Origin of the sequence: Streptomyces sp. NPDC058697, from assembly GCF_042715345.1 — a bacterium.
Lineage (GTDB): Bacteria > Actinomycetota > Actinomycetes > Streptomycetales > Streptomycetaceae > Streptomyces > Streptomyces liliifuscus.
Map to the genome: position 1 here is coordinate 119,345 of NZ_JBHXSU010000001.1, position 16,944 is coordinate 136,288.

Below are 16,944 nucleotides of genomic sequence, written 5' to 3' on the forward strand. Positions count from 1 at the left end.
CAGTAGGTCGCCGTTCCGCCGCTGATGTCGTAGATGGCTCCCGTGGAGAAGCTGCCCCGGTCGGAGGACAGGAACGCCACGAGTTCGGCCGCTTCCTCGGGGCGGCCGATCCGGCGGGCTGGTGGTCGGGCCGTGCGGACGGCGGTCAGTGCGATTCGCGGCTCACCTCCGAGCCGCTGGAGCCGACGAGGAAGTCCAGGTCCGCGCCAGTGTCGGCCTGCAGGACGTGGTCGACGTAGAGGCGTTCCCAGCCGCGCCGAGGGCTCGCGAAACCCGTGACGGTGGCCTTGGTGGGGGTCCTGCGGGCCAGTTCGTCGGCCGGTACGTCGAGGTCGATGCGGCGGGCCGGGACGTCGAGGCTGATGATGTCCCCCGTACGAGCGAGGGCGAGCGGGCCGCCGGCTGCGGCCTCCGGGGCCACGTGCAGGACGACGGTGCCGTACGCCGTGCCGCTCATGCGGCCGTCGCAGACGCGGACCATGTCGCGGACGCCCTGTTCGAGGAGCTTCTTCGGGAGCGGCATGTTCGCCACCTCGGGCATGCCCGGGTAGCCCTTGGGGCCGCAGCCGCGCAGTACGAGTACCGAGTCGGCGTCGACGTCGAGATCCGGGTCGTCGATGCGGGCGTGGAAGTCCTCGATCGAGTCGAAGACGACCGCCCGGCCGCGATGGCGCAGCAGGTGCGCGGAGGCCGCGGCGGGCTTGATGAGCGCCCCGTCCGGAGCGAGGTTGCCGCGGAGCACGGCGATGCCGCCCTCGGCGACCAGCGGCTCGGCGCGGGTGCGGATGACCTCGCCGTCCCAGATCGGCGCGTCGTCGAGATGGTCCACCAGCCGTTCGCCGGTGACCGTGAGCGCCTCCGGGTCGAGCAGGTCGCGTACCTCGCGCAGGACTGCGGACAGGCCTCCGGCGCGGTGGAAGTCCTCCATGAGGAAGCGCCCCGCCGGCTGGAGGTCGACCAGGACCGGCACCCGGGAGCCGACGCGGTCGAAGTCGTCGAGCGACAGGTCGATCCCCAACCGCCCCGCGATCGCCAGGAGATGGACGACCGCGTTGGTCGAGCCGCCGATCGCGGCCAGCGCGACGATGGCGTTGTGGAAGGACGCCTTGGTCAGGAAGGTCCCCGGCCGTCGGTCGGCGGCGACCATGTCCACCGCCAGCCGGCCCGTGCCGTGCGCGGCCTCCAGCAGTCGGCTGTCGGGGGCGGGAGTGCCGGCCACACCCGGCACGACCGTGCCGAGCGCCTCGGCCACCAACGCCATGGTGGAGGCCGTTCCCATGGTGTTGCAGTGCCCGCGGCTGCGGATCATCGCCGACTCGGAGCGGGTGAACTGCTCCTGGGAGAGCGTGCCCGCCCTGACCTCCTCCGACAGCCGCCATACGTCCGTGCCGCAGCCCAGCGGCGTACCGCGGAAGGTGCCGGTGAGCATCGGGCCGCCGGGCACGACGACGGCGGGCAGGTCCACCGAGGCGGCGGCCATCAGCAGCGACGGGATCGTCTTGTCGCATCCTCCCAACAGGACGACGCCGTCGATGGGGTTGGCCCGCAGCATCTCCTCCGTGGCCATCGCCGCCATGTTGCGCCAGAGCATCGCCGTGGGCCGCACCTGTGTCTCGCCCAGCGACACCACGGGCAGGTCGAGCGGGATGCCGCCGGCCTCGTAGACGCCGTTGCGGACCGAGGCCGCCACCTCGTTCAAGTGCGCGTTGCAGGGGGTCAGGTCCGAGGCGGTGTTGGCGATGGCGATCTGCGGGCGGCCGGCGAAGGCATCACCGGGCACACCGCGGCGCATCCACGCCCGGTGGATGTAGGCGTTGCGGTCCTGGCCCGCGTACCACTGGGCGCTGCGGAGCGTCACCATGGAGCTCCTTCCAATAATCGACACAGAGGTCTAATCTTTGGAACGCCATGAAGCATACGCAGGCGTTCGAAGGATCGACAGACCTCGGCGCGGACGGCTCAACAGGCACCGACAGCAGCCGACTTGTGGGATCGGACCGGGTGCTGGCCGTCCTCAGGGAACTCGCCCGGTATCCCGACGGGGTGGGTCTTGAGGAGCTGACGCGGGTGATCGGCAGTCCCAAGCCGACGGTGCACCGGGCGCTCGGTGCCCTGCGCCGGGCCGGTCTGGCCAGCCAGGACGTCCGCGGGCGTTATGTGCTCGGCGACGAGTTCCTCCGGATGGCCTTCGCCCACCACGAGGCCCGCCCCGAGCACGTACGCATCCGTCCCGCGCTCGAAGCACTGGCCCACCGGTTCGGCGAGACCTCGCACTACGCGGTCCTCGACGGACGCGAGGTCGTCTACCGCGCCAAGGTCGACCCGCCCACCGGAGCCGTCCGCCTGACCTCGACGGTGGGCGGCCGCAACCCAGCGCACACCACCGCCGTCGGAAAGCTGCTGCTCGCCCAGCAGTTGGGCACACTCGACGACGTCGAGGCATGGATCGGCTCAACACCCCTGGCACGCCGCACTCCACGGACCCTGTGCACGGCCACCGCCCTGCACGGCGAACTGCGGATCACCCGCGAGCGCGGCTACGGCCTCGACGACCAGGAGAACGAGACCGGTGTCAACTGCCTCTCGCTGCCCGTGTACGCGACCTCGCCGACAACCCCCTCCGGCGCTCTGAGCATCAGCGCACTGGCCTACCGGACACCCCTGGAGACCCTGGTCGGCGCCCTCGACGAGATCCGTGCCGTACTCGGGCCGCTGGGAGAGCCGCACCGGTGACCAACCCACCGGGGCCGATGGTCCGAGCCGACTCCAGTGATCCCTCATCTCCCCCCAGCCTCGCCGTCCCGCCATTGGAGACTGACATCGTGCACCTCATACGCGCCTTCGTACTGACCGGCCCCGGGAAGTACGCGGTCCAGGAGGTACCGGCGCCGGTGGCCGTTCCCGGCGAGGTCGTCGTCGATGTCGAGCGGGTCGGTGTGTGCGGCACCGACGTCGAGTTCTTCACCGGCGCGATGGCCTACCTCCACCAGGGCCACTCCACCTACCCGACGCGGATCGGCCACGAGTGGGCCGGTCGCGTGGCGGCGGTCGGCGACGGCGTCGATCCCTCCTGGATCGGCAGGCGGGTCATGGGCGACACCATGCTCGGCTGCGGTCTCTGCCGCCGTTGCCGCCGGGGTCACCAGCATGTGTGCGAGCAGCGGCAGGAGGTCGGCATACGCGGGCAGCGGCCGGGCGCTCTGGCGGAGCAACTCGCGGTACCGGCCTCCTCGTTGCACGCTCTACCCGACTCCGTCGGTCCCGTACTCGGCGCGCTGGTGGAGCCGGGCGGCAACGCCCTGCGCGCCGCTCAGGCCGCCGAACTGGGGCCCGGTGACCGGGCGTTGGTGCTGGGCCCGGGGACCATCGGGCTGCTGGTCGCCATGTTCGCCCGAGCCGCCGGTGCGGAGGTGCATCTGATGGGCCGCACGGAAGAGTCTCTCGCCTTCGCCCGCACGCTGGGTTTCGCACATGTCTGGACGGAGGACTCCGTCCCGGACCTGCCGTTCGACGCGGTGATCGACGCCTCCAACGCCGTCCGACTGCCCGGCCTGGCCTTGGAGTTGGTCGAGCCGGCCGGCCGTGTCGTGTTCGTGGGACTGGCCGGTGAGCCGAGCCGGATCGACACCCGCACCCTCGCGCTCAAGGACGTCACGGCGGTCGGCATCCTGTCCGCCTCCCCCGGCCTCGACGCCACCATCCGCGCCTACGCCGACGGATCCGTCGACCCCAGCCCCCTCGTCGCCGCGACCGTCGGCCTGGATCAGGTCGGTGATGTCCTGGCCGGTATCCGCCCGGCCGACGCCGGGCCCGGGCCCAAGATCCATGTCGACCCTCGACTCGCCTGAACCTGGCCTGAACCTGGCCTGAACCTGGCCTGGCCCACCACGACGAGGGCACGACCCCACGAACGCCTCGGAGCCTCTGCAGGGCTCCGAGGCGTTCGTGCGCCCTTCGCGCCGGTGGGAGGGGGCACTCGACCGGCGTGGGAGTGCGCGCTCGTCGAGGCGCTGCTTCGAGCCGTGGAGTGGCGTCGTCGGGGCGTGAACACGCCCCTTGCGCGCGGTTCCCGAGTGGCGGCCGTGGCTGTTTGGCTTTGACATGCAGCGCGTGCTGCCAAGTTCCCCGGACCATCACGAGGGTGCCGTCCGGGCGTTCCCCCACCCGGCCTCCCTGACCGAGGGTCAGGTCTGAGCCGTCCGCGCCCATCCCGAGTCCCGATGTCCCCGACACCACCCTGTTCAGCCATGTTCGTGCGCGTCCCCTCACGTCCGCTCATGCCTTGGGAGGAAATGTGTCTGCCCCGGAAAGCTCGCCCGAAAGCGCCGCCGGGCCCACCGACGAGCAACGCTTCACCAGCCTCAGCACCCAGGCGGCGCGTCAGCTCGCCACCACCACCAAGTCCGAACCGCAGATGCAGGCCATCACCTCGCGATGGCTACTCAAGATGCTGCCGTGGGTGGACATCAAGGGCGGCACCTACCGGGTGAACCGGCGACTCCAGCTCCGTGTCGGCCGGGGCCGGGTGCAGTTCGAGCAGAACGGCGCCGACGACATCAAGGTCATCCCCCAGACCCTGACCGAACTCCCCGCCCTGCGCGGCTACTCCGACACCGCGGCCCTCCAGGAGATCTCCTCCCGGTTCCGGGTGCGGGAGGTGCGCGCCGGCCAGATCATCTTCGATGCCGGGCAGCCCGTCACGGAGGCCTACCTGGTCGTCCACGGCCGGTTCACCCGCTACACCACCGGAAAGTACGGCGAGGAGGAGGTCACCGGCGTCATCACGGACGGCGACGGGATGGGGGACGAGGCGATCGGCCAGGCCGACCCCCTGTGGCTCAGCTCGGTGCGGGCCGAGACCGCGGGCGTTGTCCTCGCCCTCAACTGGGACACCCTGAGGCAGTTCGTGGACCGCACCCCGTCCCTCGCCGCCCAGTTGGACGCGTTCGCACAGCAGCAGAGCAAACCCATGAACCGCAAGGGCGAGGCCGATGTCCCCGTACAGGCGGGCCATGTGGGCGAGCCGGTCCTCGCCGGCGGCTTCGTCGACTACGACCTCGTCCCGCGCGAGTACGAACTCTCCCTCACCCAGACCGTGCTGCGCGTCCACACCAGGGTCGCCGACCTCTACAACCACCCGATGGACCAGACCGAGCAGCAACTGCGCCTGACCGTCCAGGAGATCCGCGAGCGTCAGGAGTGGGAGCTGGTCAACAACCGCGAGTTCGGTCTGCTGCACAACGTGGACTACGGACAGCGCGTCAGCACCTACTCCGGTGCCCCCACACCGGACGACCTCGACGAGCTGCTGTCGATGCGCCGCAAGACCCGGCTGTTCCTGGCCCATCCGAAGGCGATCTCCGCCTTCTTCAGGCAGTGCAACCGGCGCGGCCTGGTGCCCGGCACGGTGAACGTCGAGGGCCATGAGGTGCCCTCCTGGCGGGGTGTTCCGTTCTTTCCGTGCGGCAAGATCCCGATCAGTCCTCAGCACACCAGCAGCATCATCGCGCTGCGCACCGGAGAGAAGGACCAGGGGGTCGTCGGGCTGCACCAGACCGGCATTCCCGAGGAGTTCGAGCCCGCACTGAACGTGCGGTTCATGGGCATCGACTCCACCGCGATCATGAGTTACCTCGTCACCGCCTACTACTCGATGGCCATCCTCGTGCCCGATGCCGCGGGGATCCTGGAGAACGTCCAGGTCGGGCGGACCGCGGAATGAGCACACCGTCGGACTCCGGTTCGCCGTCGCGGCTGCCCGGTCCGCCGAGCCTCGCCCGCAAGCCCCGGCGGGGCGGGGCGATCCCCGGGCTGCGGTACCGGCCCGTCGCCCCCGCCGACCCGGCCAAGGCCGCCGAGGTCGACCGCAGGCTGGAGGAGTGGGCACACGGGCTGGACCTGTTTCCGGCGGCGTGGACGGGGGACTTCTCGGGCTTCCAGTTCGGCCGGGCCGTCGTCCTGCAGCATCCCGGCGCGGCCGACCTCGAACGCCTCACCTCGGCAGGCAAGTTGCTCCTCGCCGAGAACCTCGTCGACAACCTCTACTGCGAGGTGGACGAGGGCAAGGGCGGCTCACCACGTGGGCTGGGCGGCCGGCTGATCATGGCCCAGGCGGCACTCGATCCCTACCACGGCACTCCCGAGCTGGAGGAGGAGTGGCGCCGCGGCGTACGGGCCGACGGGCCGCTGCGCTCGTATCACTTCGCGCTGCGGGACTACGCCGTCTTCGCCACGCCCAGTCAGACCGACAGGTTCGTGCACGACATCGCCCGACTGCACCTCGGCTACCTCGGCGAGGCCGCCTGGTCGGAGATCCGGTACGTACCCAAGGTGTGGGAGTACCTGGTGATGCGGCAGTTCAACAACTTCCGGCCCTGTCTGTCGATCGTCGACGCCGTGGACGGCTACGAACTGCCCGAGGCCGTGTACGCGCGGCCCGAGATCCAGCGGATCACCGCCCTCGCGTGCAACGCCACCACGATCGTCAACGACCTGTACTCCTTCACCAAGGAGCTGGCCAGCGATCCGACCCATCTGAATCTGCCCCAGGTCATCGCCGCGAACGAGCGGCGCGGTCTGAAGGCCGCCTATCTCAAGGCGGTCGAGATCCACAACAGGATCATGGCGGCGTTCGAGGAGGAGTCGGCGCTCCTGTCCGCCACCTCACCCCTGATCGAGCGGTACGCACAGGGACTGTCCGACTGGGTGGCCGGCAACCACGAGTGGCATGCCACCAACACCCACCGCTACCACCTGCCCAACTACTGGTGAAGCACGCGGAACTGACACATCGTCACACGCACCATCACGAGGAGTCACCGTTGACCACCGCCCCCCACGCACGCACCACTGCAGCCCCGGTGCCCACCCAGTCCACGTACCAGACCCGCGTCGCGGACTACTGGAACGCCGAGGAGAACCCGGTCAACCTCGAACTGGGCAGGATCGACGACCTCTACCACCATCACTACGGCATCGGCGCCGCCGACCGGTCCGTGCTCGACGAGACCGACCCCGACCTGCGCAGGCAGCGGCTCACCGCCGAACTCCACCGTCTGGAGCAGGAACAGGCCGTGCTCCTCTCCTCCCACCTCGGCCCCCTCGCCCCCACCGACCGCGTCTTCGACGCCGGCTGTGGACGCGGCGGCGGCAGCGTGGTGGCCAACCTGCGGTACGACTGCCATGCCGACGGAGTCACCATCTCGGCCAAGCAGGCCGAGTTCGCCAACGCTCAGGCCCGCAAGCGGGGTATCGACGACAAGGTCGCCTATCACCACCGGAACATGCTGGACACCGGCTTCCGGTCGGGCGCGTACGCGGCGTCCTGGAACAACGAGTCCACCATGTACGTGGAACTGGACCTGCTCTTCGCCGAGCACGCCCGGTTGCTGCGCCGCGGCGGACGCTATGTGACGATCACCGGCTGCTACAACGACGCCTACGGACGGGCCTCCCGCGAGGTGTCCCTCATCAACGCCCACTACATCTGCGACATCCACCCACGGTCGGAGTACTTCCGCGCGATGGCCCGGAACCGGCTGGTGCCCGTCCATGTACAGGACCTGACCGCCGACGCCCTCCCCTACTGGGAACTCCGCAAGCAGGCCGACCACCTGGTCACGGGCATCGAGGACACGTTCCTCACCGCGTACAAGAACGGCAGCTTCCAGTACCTGCTGATCGCGGCCGACCGCGTCTGACGTACCACCCGCGTACCACCAACGCACCACTGACGCACCACCGAGGAAGTCGGCGCAGACCGGTCGCGGAACCCGGTCTGCGCCGTGGCGACGGCCGGTGCGGGATGTGCAGCGGCGGCACCGGCGGCTTCTACACGCTCACCGTCAACAAGGACGGGGAAGCGTCAGTGGCAGGTGCGGCCAGGTGTGGATGTCGCGTTGCATCTGACGGTCGTGGGTGGCCAGGACGACGGCCGCTTCGGTGGTGTGGAGAGCGTCGGTGAGTTCGTCGACCAAGGCGATGGACAGGTGGTTGGTGGGCTCGTCCAGCAGAAGGACGTGCGGGCGGGCGGCGAGAGCCAGGGCCAGGTCGAGACGGCGCTGCTGTCCCATGGACAGCTCGGCCACGGCCTTGTTGGCATCGCGTGAGCTGAGCAGGCCCAGCGCGCCGAGCCCTGTCACCTCGCCCTCCTTGAGGACACCGGTGCTGACCAGTCGCGCGGTGTGCTGGTGGTAGAGGTCGTGGGCCCGCCGGTGCGTCGCTCGCGGCGACTCCTGTCCGAGCAGGTGCAGACGCAGTTTGCGCGAGCGGTGCAACCTGCCTGTGGTGGGGGTGAGTTGCCCGGCCAGGACGGACAGGAGCGTGGACTTGCCCGCCCCGTTCGGCCCGGTGACCGCCAGCCGGTCGCCGGATGCCACCGTCAGGCCGGTCGGTCGGTGCAGCCGCCCGTCGACGGTCACCTCCTCCGCGCGCAGCAGGACGACGCCCGGCCGAGCGGGCAGTTCGGGCAGACGGAAGCGCTGCGGCGGGACGGGTGCGGTGACCTTGTGCTGCTCCAGGTCGTCCTGACGCCGGTGGACGGAGCGGACCAGCGCACCGGCGCGGGTGGCCCGCGCGTGCTTGCCGGTGCCCTTGTCCGGGCGCCAGCCGCTGATCAGCCGGTTCTGCGATTCGGACAGCGCCTGCTTGAGGCGGGCGTGTTCGGTCTGCTGCAGTTCGAACTCCGCCTCCCACCGGGCCAGTTCGGCCTCGCGGCCCTCGCGGTAGCCGGTGTACCCGCCGCCGTAGACGCGCGGGCTGCCGTCGCGGGTGGGATCGAGGTCGAGGATCGTGGTGGCCACGTCCGACAGGAGCGCCCGGTCGTGGCTGACCACGACGACACCGCCGGAGTGGGCGCGCAGCCTGGCGGTGAGGTACTCAAGACCCGCCAGGTCGAGGTGGTTGGTCGGCTCGTCAAGCAGCAGGAGATCGTACTCGGCGCCCAGTAGACAGGCCAGCCGGATCCGGTAGCGCTGTCCGACGGAGAGGGTGGCGAGGAGACGGGTGCGGTCGCTGACTGCGCCGAGCCCCGCGAGGGCGACATCGACCCGGCGGTCGGCGTCCCAGGCGTCCAGTGCCTGCGCCGCTTCCAGGGCCTCGGCGTAGTCCTGTTCGGCACCGGGCCGCGCTTCGGCGAGGTCCGTCGCTGCGGTGTCCAGCTGCCGGAGGGCGGCGCGGGCATCGGCGAGGTGCTCGTCGACGATGTCGCCGACCGTACGCTCGTCCTCGGCCGGCATCTCCTGCTCGGCCAGGGCCAGCGTGCCCACGCGGTGCACGGTCCCCTCGTCGGGTGCCAGGGTGCCGGCGAGTACATGCAGCAGGGTCGACTTGCCGCGTCCGTTCTCGCCGACGACGCCCCAGCGCGATCCCGGGGCGACCTTCATGTCGACCTGGTGCAGGACGGTGCGGCCACCGCGGTCGACGCGGACGCCCGTGCAGGTCAGTTGGGCCCGATCGCGGGCAGGCAGGTTGAGAGTGGTCACGTTGTTCTTCCTCCGGAAGGAGGCACACGTCACCCCTGTGTTGTGGAGGGGGTGGAAGCGCGCCTTCGATCTGACGAACGGCCAGGCCCGGAACAGGGCGGGACCGCGGGCGACATCACGGCTCCCGGCGCCTCAGCTGTGGTGTGAGGAGCGGAGCCTGGGGCCCGGTCAGAGGTAGAGGACGTAACTCATGCATCCAGGCTAACAACCCGCCGCATGTGTCGCGACGGGATTTCGGCGCACGGCGCACGGTGACCGGCTGTGCCGTGGGGCCGGAGCAGGCGGAGTCGGTCAGGCCAAGTCAGTCAGGCGAGGTTGGTCCGGCGGGCTCCGTCACGTGGGCTCGGTCACGCGGGCTCGGCCGTCGTGCCGCGAATGACAAGTTGCGGAGGGAGTACGACCTCGCGGGGCTCGGTGCGGCCGTGGTCGAGGCGTTCGACGGCGGCGGCGACCGCGTGCCGCGCCTGCTCCTCGGCGTTCTGGCTGACGGTGGTCAGGTTGAAGCAGCTCAGTCGGGAGAGTGTGTCGTCGTCGTAGCCGGCCACGGACACCTCACCCGGGACAGCGACACCGGCTCGGGCGAGGGCTGCCAGCACACCGATGGCGGACTGGTCGTTGTAGGTCACGACAGCGGTTGGCAGGGCATCGCCGTCGAGGAGCTTGCGGGCCGCGCGCTCGCCCGCCGCCTCGGTGTGGTCACCGTGCAGGACCCGTATGTTCGCGTCCAGGCCGTGGCGACGCATGGCGGTGCGGTAGCCCCGGCGCCGGTCGGTGGCGATGACACCCTTGCCGCCGTCGACGTACGCGATCGCACGGTGTCCGAGGCCCACCAGATGGTCCACGATCTGGCCCACTCCGTCGTCGTCCGCCGTACGTACGACATCCAGGGCGGCGTCGGCGATCCGGCGGCCGACGGCGATGACGGGGGACTTGCGGTCGAGGGCGGCGAGGGTGTCGGCGGGGACGGTCGGGCCGAGGAGGATCATGGCCTCGCTACGGAAGGCCAGCAGCGTCTCGACGGCGGTGTGCTCGTCGCGGGTACGGGTCTGGGTGCTGAGAACGAGGTCGTAGCCGACCGCCTCGGCGGCCGTGTGCAGGTGCTCGACCAGTTCGGCGTGGAAGGGACGGTGGACGTCCACCATGACGCCGAGCAGCCGGGTGCGTCTGCTGGCCAGCAGGCTCGCGGTGCGGTCCACCTGATAGCCGAGATCGGCGGCGGCCTTCAGGACCCGCTGTCGCGTCCGCTCGCTGGGGCCGGACACACCGCGCAGGACGAGGGACACCGACGCCGTCGAAAGCCCCACCCTGGCGGCCACGTCCTCCAGCCGGGGACGCTTGCCCGTGCCGTTCCGGTCACGCGCGGAATCGACGTCATCCACTGATACCTCCCTGAGCAATCTCCCCGCGCAACACCCTTGACACGCTCACGAAACGAGCCGATAGTACCAGGACTTAAAGCGCTTTAAATTGTCCTGTTGTTCCAACGTAGTCAGCTCGGGAGCGCGGCACCCCACGGATCGCGCTCTCCGACTCCCCTGCCACAGCGCCTCGCGCGCCGGAGAGGAGCCTTCAGTGAGGAAGCAGTCGATCGGAATCGGTGTCATCGACGCCGGCATGGCCGACCGCACCCGCCCGGGCGGCTGTCGAACGGCCCCGGCCGTGCATGACACCGGGGCGCCCGAGAGGCGCCCGGCCGCCGCCGACGCCCACAAGGCGCTCGTCCACGGCACGGTCCGCCGCCACCGCTCCCCGCATGCCGGTACCGGGCGCGGCAACGCCTTACGAACAACGTTCCCGAAGCCTCCGCACGCTCTCCACCCGACAGGGTCGTGAAGGTCGAGTCCGGGGACCGCGAGGTCGACCGGATCGAGGGCCTGCGTCCGGAAACGGTCGGACCTCAGGCGCCACCAGGCACCTCAGGGACCCGCCGAACCGGGTTCAGCCCGCTCTCCCCACCTGTACCGCGAACCTGACCGAGGCGCTCGCGACCACCCCGGCCCAACCAGCAGCCGCGGCTCCACTTTCCCGACCAGATGCACAGTGAGGTGCACGAACCATGAACCGCACATCCCTTCCCCGCTCCCGCAGAATCGTCCCCGCAGTGGCCGTGGCCGCCGCGGCCGCTCTGGTCCTCGCCGGCTGTTCCAGCAGCTCCGGTGGCAAGAAGGCCGAGGAGGGTTCGGGCGACGCGGCTGTCGGCAAGGCCGACACTCCCCGCATGACCATCGCAATGGTCACTCACGCGCCTCCCGGGGACACGTTCTGGGACATCATCCGCAAGGGCGCCCAGGCCGCCGCGGCCAAGGACAACGTCAAGCTCATCTACTCCAACAACGAGAACGCGTCGACGCAGGCCAGCCTCGTCCAGAACGCGATCGACCAGAAGGTCGACGGCATCGCGGTCACCCTGGCCAAGCCGGACGCCATGAAGGACGTCATCGCCAAGGCGCGCAAGGCGGGCATCCCGGTCGTCGGCCTCAACTCCGGCATGGACCAGTGGAAGGACCAGGGCCTCCTGGAGTTCTTCGGCCAGGACGAGCTGGTCGCCGGTGAGGCGTTCGGCGAGAAGCTCAACGAGACCGGCGCCAAGAACAACATCTGTGTCATCCAGGTCCAGGGTCACGTCGGCCTGGAGCAGCGCTGCGCGGGTGTGAAGAAGACGTTCAAGGGCAAGACCACGAACCTGTACGTGAACGGCACGAACATGCCGGCCGTGAAGTCGACGATCAGCGCCAAGCTCAAGCAGGACACGTCGATCGACACCGTGGTCACGCTCGGCGCTCCGTTCGCGCTGACCGCCGTGCAGTCGGTCTCCGAGTCGGGCAGCAAGGCCAAGGTGGCGACCTTCGACCTCAACAAGGAGATGGTCAGCGCCATCAAGGGCGGTGACGTCGAGTTCGCCGTCGACCAACAGCCTTACCTGCAGGGCTACTTGTCCGTGGACTCGCTGTGGCTCTACAAGACCAACGGCAACTTCAGTGGCGGTGGCCAGGAGCCGGTGCTGACCGGTCCGGCGTTCGTCGACAAGTCCAATGTCGAGGCCATCGCGAAGTTCGCAGCGAAGGGCACTCGGTGATTTCCATGTCCCAGGCAACGGCACCGGCGACGGGTTCCTCGTCGCCGGCTCCGCCGGCCGCTCCGAAGGACGGCCGGACCTCGGAACGCTCCCTGACCCGCAGGCTGGCGGCCCGCCCCGAGATCGGCGCGCTCATCGCGGCGATCGCCGTGTACATCTTCTTCTTCGCGGTCGCCTCGCCGTTCCGCGAGGCCGGTTCGCTGGCCAACGTGCTCTACGAATCGTCGGTGATGGGCATCATGGCCCTGCCGGTGGCGCTGCTGATGATCGGCGGGGAGTTCGACCTCTCCGCCGGTGTGGCCGTGACGACCTCGGCACTGACGGCCAGCATGTGGAGCTTCCAACTGTCAATGAACGTATGGGTTGGCGTGATCGTCGCGTTGGCGGTGTCGCTGGCCATTGGCGCCTTCAACGGCTACTTGCTGGTCAGGACAGGTCTGCCGTCGTTCCTGATCACGCTGGGCACGTTTCTGATCCTGCAGGGCGGCAACCTCGCGATCACGAAGATCTTCACCGGGAACGTCGCGACCGACTCGATCAGTGACATGGACGGCTTCGACCAGGCCAAGAAGGTCTTCGCGTCCGAGATCAGCATCGGCGGCGTCGACGTCAAGATCACCGTCTTCTACTGGTTCGTGTTCGCGGCGGCCGCGACCTGGCTGCTGCTGCGCACCAAGTTCGGCAACTGGATCTTCGCCACCGGCGGCAACAAGGAATCCGCGCGTGCGGTCGGCGTCCCGGTCACCTTCACCAAGATCGCCCTGTTCATGGGCGTCGGCGCGGGTGCCTGGTTCGTCGGGATGCACATCCTGTTCTCGTTCAACACCGTCCAGTCCGGCGAGGGCGTCGGCAACGAGTTCCTGTACATCATCGCCGCGGTCATCGGCGGCTGCCTGCTCACCGGCGGCTACGGCTCCGCGATCGGCCCGGTCATCGGCGCGTTCATCTTCGGCATGGTCTCCCAGGGCATCGTCTACGCCAACTGGAACCCCGACTGGTTCAAGGCCTTCCTCGGCGTCATGCTCCTGCTCGCCGCCCTCGTCAATCTGTGGGTCCGCCGCCAGGCCACCCGGAGGTAACCCTCATGACCACCAACCCCATCACCGCCGACGGACCGGTCTCGTCCAACGGGACGGCCCCCAGGAACACCGCGCCCGCGAACGGCACACCCACCGTCGAACTGCGCGGCGCCGGCAAGGCATACGGCAACGTCCGTGCCCTGCACAGCGTCGACCTGGCCGTCCACCCCAGCCAGGTCACCTGCGTGCTCGGCGACAACGGCGCCGGCAAGTCCACCCTGATCAAAATCATCTCCGGCCTGCACCAGCACACCGAAGGCCAGTTCCTCATCGACGGCCACCCGGTACAGCTCAGCAACCCGCGCGAAGCGTTGGACAAGGGCATCGCCACCGTCTACCAGGACCTCGCCACCGTCCCCCTCATGCCGGTATGGCGGAACTTCTTCCTCGGCTCCGAGATGACCAAAGGCCCCTGGCCCATCCGCCGCCTGGACATCGCGAAGATGAAGGCGACGGCGGACCAGGAACTGCGCAACATGGGCATCATCCTGGACGACCTCGACCAGCCCATCGGCACCCTCTCCGGCGGCCAGCGCCAGTCGGTGGCCATCGCCCGCGCCGTCTACTTCGGCGCCCGCGTCCTCATCCTCGACGAACCCACCGCAGCCCTCGGCGTCAAACAGTCCGGCGTGGTGCTGAAGTACATCGCCGCGGCCCGGGACCGCGGCCTGGGCGTCATCTTCATCACCCACAACCCCCACCACGCCTACATGGTCGGCGACCACTTCAGCGTCCTGCGCCTGGGCACCATGGAACTCTCCGCCGCCCGCGCCGACGTCAGCCTCGAAGAACTCACCAACCACATGGCAGGCGGCGCCGAACTCGCCGCGCTGAAGCACGAGTTGGCCCAGGTCCGCGGCGTGGATGTCGAAGAACTCCCCGAAGCGGCAGACCTCAAGACACCCACCACCGCAGCCACCGCCGCCTCTGCCTCTGCCTCTGCCTCTGCCTCTGCCTCTGCCTCTGCCGAAGGAAAAGGCTGACAGCGGCGAACGCACCGGCTGCCGTCCCCGGCGCGAGAACCACTGCACCGCGGACAACCACACCGAGAACCACCGCGCACTGGCCGCCCAGTGCGCCCCGACCCAACGCTCAACCGTCCCCCACCGACCCGAAGGCATTCCCTCATGAAGATCGCCCTCGATCCGTACATGATCCGCGACACCCCGCTGCTCGAACTACCGGCCGTGGTAGCCGAGTTGGGCTATGAGTGGATCGAGCTCTCACCCCGCGAGGACTTCATTCCGTTCTTCCGGCATCCCCGTGTCGACGACGCGACCGTACGGAAGTTCCGCAAGGCCCTGGACGCGGCGGGCGTAGGCATCTCCTCGATGCTGCCCCTGTTCCGCTGGTCCGGGCCGGACGAGGACGACCGACAGGCCGCCGTACGGTACTGGAAGCGGTCCATCCAGATCGCCGCCGACCTCGGTGTGGACAGCACAATCTCCGAGTTCAACGGCCGCCCGGAGCAGGCCGACCGCAGCGAGGCGCAGTTCTGGAAGAGCCTCGACGAACTCCTCCCGGTCTTCGAGCGCGAGGGCATCCACCTGGCCCTGGAACCGCACCCGGACGACTTCATCGAGAACGGCTACGACGCGGTCAACCTGATCCGGGGCATCAACCACCCCAACGTCACGTTCCTGTACTGCGCCCCGCACACCTTCCACATCGGCAACGACGCGCCCGGCATCATCCAGTACGCCGGGGACCTGCTGACCCATGTTCACCTCGCCGACGCGTTCGACCACACGGCGTCATCCGGCAACCGGTACATCCTCAATCCGCCCGGCACACCCGCGCGGATCCACCAGCACCTGGACATCGGGCAGGGCGAGGTCGACTTCGGCGAGCTCTTCCGGGAGCTGAAGGCGAACAACTTCGACGGCACGCTGACCGCCTGCGTGTTCGCGTGGGAGGAACGCGCCCACGAGTCCTCGCGGTTCATGCGCGAGAAGATCGACGGATACCTGACCGCCGGGTCCTGACAAGCACCGACAGTTCCCAGCCGGACGCCGGCGGGTCCCCTGACGGGTCCGGGCACCCCGGCACTCACGCCCCTCGGGCGTCCGGCGGCACCCGGGCATGCCCGATGCCGTACGCGTGCCCCCTCCCTGCTCGGGCCTGACCTGCGGATCAGGCCCGAGCCGCCAGGCGAAATCCCGTAGTAACAACCTATTGACAGGACATTTAAGCGAAGGCATCGTTCTCCGCTGTAGGCGCTTTTAAAGCGCTTTAAGTCCACCGTCCCCGGGGGTCTCCGGAGCGAAGGGAAACCGCGTTATGCCGTTGGAAGTGCTGACCATGGGCCGCGTCGGAGTGGATGTGTATCCGCTCCAGACGGGCGTGGGACTGGCCGAGGTCACCTCGTTCGGCAAGTACCTGGGCGGCAGCCCGACCAACGTCGCCGTCGCCGCCGCCCGTTACGGGCACTCCGCGGCCGTGATCACCAAGACAGGCCGCGACCCGTTCGGGGACTTCGTCCGCACCGCCCTGGACGGCTACGGCGTCGACACCCGCTTCGTCAGTACGTCGGACATCGCGCCGACCCCGGTGACCTTCTGCGAGATCTTCCCGCCGGACGACTTCCCGCTCTACTTCTACCGCCTCCCGAAGGCCCCCGACCTGGACATCCGCTCCGACGAGCTCGACCTCGCGTCAGTGCGCGACGCCCGCGTCTTCTGGATCACCGGAACCGGGCTGAGCGAGAACCCGAGCCGCTCGGCCACCCTCGCCGCCCTGGCACACCGGGCGAAGGCGGGGACGACGGTCTTCGACCTCGACTGGCGGCCGATGTTCTGGAAGGACCCGGCGGCGGCCCGTACGTACTACGCCGAGGCCCTGCGGCACACCACCGTCGCGGTCGGCAACCTCGACGAGTGCGAGGTCGCCACCGGTGAGCGCGAGCCGTACGCGGCGGCGAAGGCGCTGCTCGCCGCCGGGGTCGAACTCTCCGTGGTGAAGCAGGGGCCCAAGGGTGTGCTCGCCATGAACCGGGACGGCTCGACCGCCGAGATCCCGCCGGTTCCGGTGGACGTCGTCAACGGCCTCGGCGCCGGTGACGCCTTCGGCGGCGCGCTCTGCCACGGTCTGCTGTCCGGCTGGGACACCCGCCGCACCGTCGCCTTCGCCAACGCCGCCGGCGCCATCGTCGCGGGCCGGCTGTCCTGCTCCGATGCCATGCCGACCGAGGCCGAGGTGGAGGCGAAGCTCCGCGCAGCCGCCTCCGGTTCCCCTGTCCCCTCCCCTTCCCCGTCCGGCTCCCCCGGTTCGCCCGGCTCCCTCGACGACCCTCAGCGAGAGGTGTGAC

Annotated in this window: 14 protein-coding genes; 11 read left to right on the plus strand and 3 right to left on the minus strand. The window is 69.4% G+C overall.

The features are described 5' to 3' along the window. Positions 1-145: 145 nt before the first annotated feature. Entirely contained in the window at positions 146-1,861 is a 1,716-nt protein-coding gene (locus ACFWXQ_RS00530) for a dihydroxy-acid dehydratase (RefSeq protein ID WP_383948168.1), read from the minus strand. Positions 1,862-1,908: 47 nt separating this feature from the next. Here ACFWXQ_RS00530 and ACFWXQ_RS00535 point away from each other — a divergent pair, with 47 nt between their 5' ends. The 5 genes from ACFWXQ_RS00535 to ACFWXQ_RS00555 all read left to right on the plus strand — a co-directional run bounded on the left by ACFWXQ_RS00535 (position 1,909) and on the right by ACFWXQ_RS00555 (position 7,700). Continuing rightward, the gene (locus ACFWXQ_RS00535) at positions 1,909-2,733 is read left to right on the plus strand and encodes an IclR family transcriptional regulator (protein ID WP_383948166.1); all 825 of its coding nucleotides are present in this window, start codon (positions 1,909-1,911) and stop codon (positions 2,731-2,733) included. A gap of 89 nt (positions 2,734-2,822) precedes the next feature. After that, positions 2,823-3,848 carry a zinc-binding dehydrogenase gene (locus ACFWXQ_RS00540; protein WP_383948163.1) on the plus strand — a complete coding sequence of 342 codons (1,026 nt, stop codon included), beginning with the start codon at positions 2,823-2,825 and terminating at the stop codon, positions 3,846-3,848. A 446-nt stretch (positions 3,849-4,294) separates the two neighbouring features. Next, positions 4,295-5,722: a family 2B encapsulin nanocompartment shell protein gene (locus ACFWXQ_RS00545; RefSeq protein ID WP_383948160.1), complete on the plus strand. Its 1,428-nt coding sequence runs from the start codon at positions 4,295-4,297 to the stop codon at positions 5,720-5,722. Then, a complete protein-coding gene (locus ACFWXQ_RS00550) occupies positions 5,719-6,771 on the plus strand; it encodes a family 2 encapsulin nanocompartment cargo protein terpene cyclase (RefSeq protein WP_383948157.1) in 1,053 nt (350 codons plus the stop codon). The genes ACFWXQ_RS00545 and ACFWXQ_RS00550 overlap by 4 nt, the downstream gene beginning before the upstream one ends. Positions 6,772-6,821: 50 nt before the next feature. Further along, positions 6,822-7,700: a geranyl diphosphate 2-C-methyltransferase gene (locus ACFWXQ_RS00555; RefSeq protein WP_383948154.1), complete on the plus strand. Its 879-nt coding sequence runs from the start codon at positions 6,822-6,824 to the stop codon at positions 7,698-7,700. Between the two features lie 144 nt (positions 7,701-7,844). Here the strand turns inward: ACFWXQ_RS00555 and ACFWXQ_RS00560 are convergent, their stop codons facing one another. Then, positions 7,845-9,482 carry an ABC-F family ATP-binding cassette domain-containing protein gene (locus tag ACFWXQ_RS00560; RefSeq protein ID WP_383948151.1) on the minus strand — a complete coding sequence of 546 codons (1,638 nt, stop codon included), beginning with the start codon at positions 9,480-9,482 and terminating at the stop codon, positions 7,845-7,847. A 347-nt stretch (positions 9,483-9,829) separates the two neighbouring features. After that, positions 9,830-10,861 (minus strand): LacI family DNA-binding transcriptional regulator, encoded by a 1,032-nt coding sequence (locus tag ACFWXQ_RS00565; RefSeq protein WP_383948148.1) that lies wholly within the window; start codon positions 10,859-10,861, stop codon positions 9,830-9,832. A gap of 193 nt (positions 10,862-11,054) precedes the next feature. Here ACFWXQ_RS00565 and ACFWXQ_RS00570 point away from each other — a divergent pair, with 193 nt between their 5' ends. The 6 genes from ACFWXQ_RS00570 to iolC all read left to right on the plus strand — a co-directional run bounded on the left by ACFWXQ_RS00570 (position 11,055) and on the right by iolC (position 16,943). Beyond that, entirely contained in the window at positions 11,055-11,315 is a 261-nt protein-coding gene (locus ACFWXQ_RS00570) for a hypothetical protein (RefSeq protein WP_383948145.1), read from the plus strand. A 223-nt stretch (positions 11,316-11,538) separates the two neighbouring features. After that, positions 11,539-12,558, plus strand: coding sequence for a sugar ABC transporter substrate-binding protein (locus ACFWXQ_RS00575; protein ID WP_383948142.1), 1,020 nt, complete (start codon positions 11,539-11,541; stop codon positions 12,556-12,558). Between the two features lie 5 nt (positions 12,559-12,563). Beyond that, entirely contained in the window at positions 12,564-13,637 is a 1,074-nt protein-coding gene (locus ACFWXQ_RS00580; protein ID WP_386267203.1) for an ABC transporter permease, read from the plus strand. A 5-nt stretch (positions 13,638-13,642) separates the two neighbouring features. Beyond that, complete coding sequence (locus ACFWXQ_RS00585) at positions 13,643-14,620, plus strand: ATP-binding cassette domain-containing protein (protein WP_386267205.1); 978 nt, start codon at positions 13,643-13,645, stop codon at positions 14,618-14,620. Between the two features lie 144 nt (positions 14,621-14,764). After that, positions 14,765-15,622, plus strand: a complete 858-nt coding sequence (locus ACFWXQ_RS00590) for a sugar phosphate isomerase/epimerase family protein (protein WP_383957469.1) — start codon at positions 14,765-14,767, stop codon at positions 15,620-15,622. Positions 15,623-15,917: 295 nt separating this feature from the next. Further along, the gene (iolC, locus tag ACFWXQ_RS00595; protein WP_383957435.1) at positions 15,918-16,943 is read left to right on the plus strand and encodes a 5-dehydro-2-deoxygluconokinase; all 1,026 of its coding nucleotides are present in this window, start codon (positions 15,918-15,920) and stop codon (positions 16,941-16,943) included. The last annotated feature ends 1 nt before the right edge of the window (position 16,944 follow it).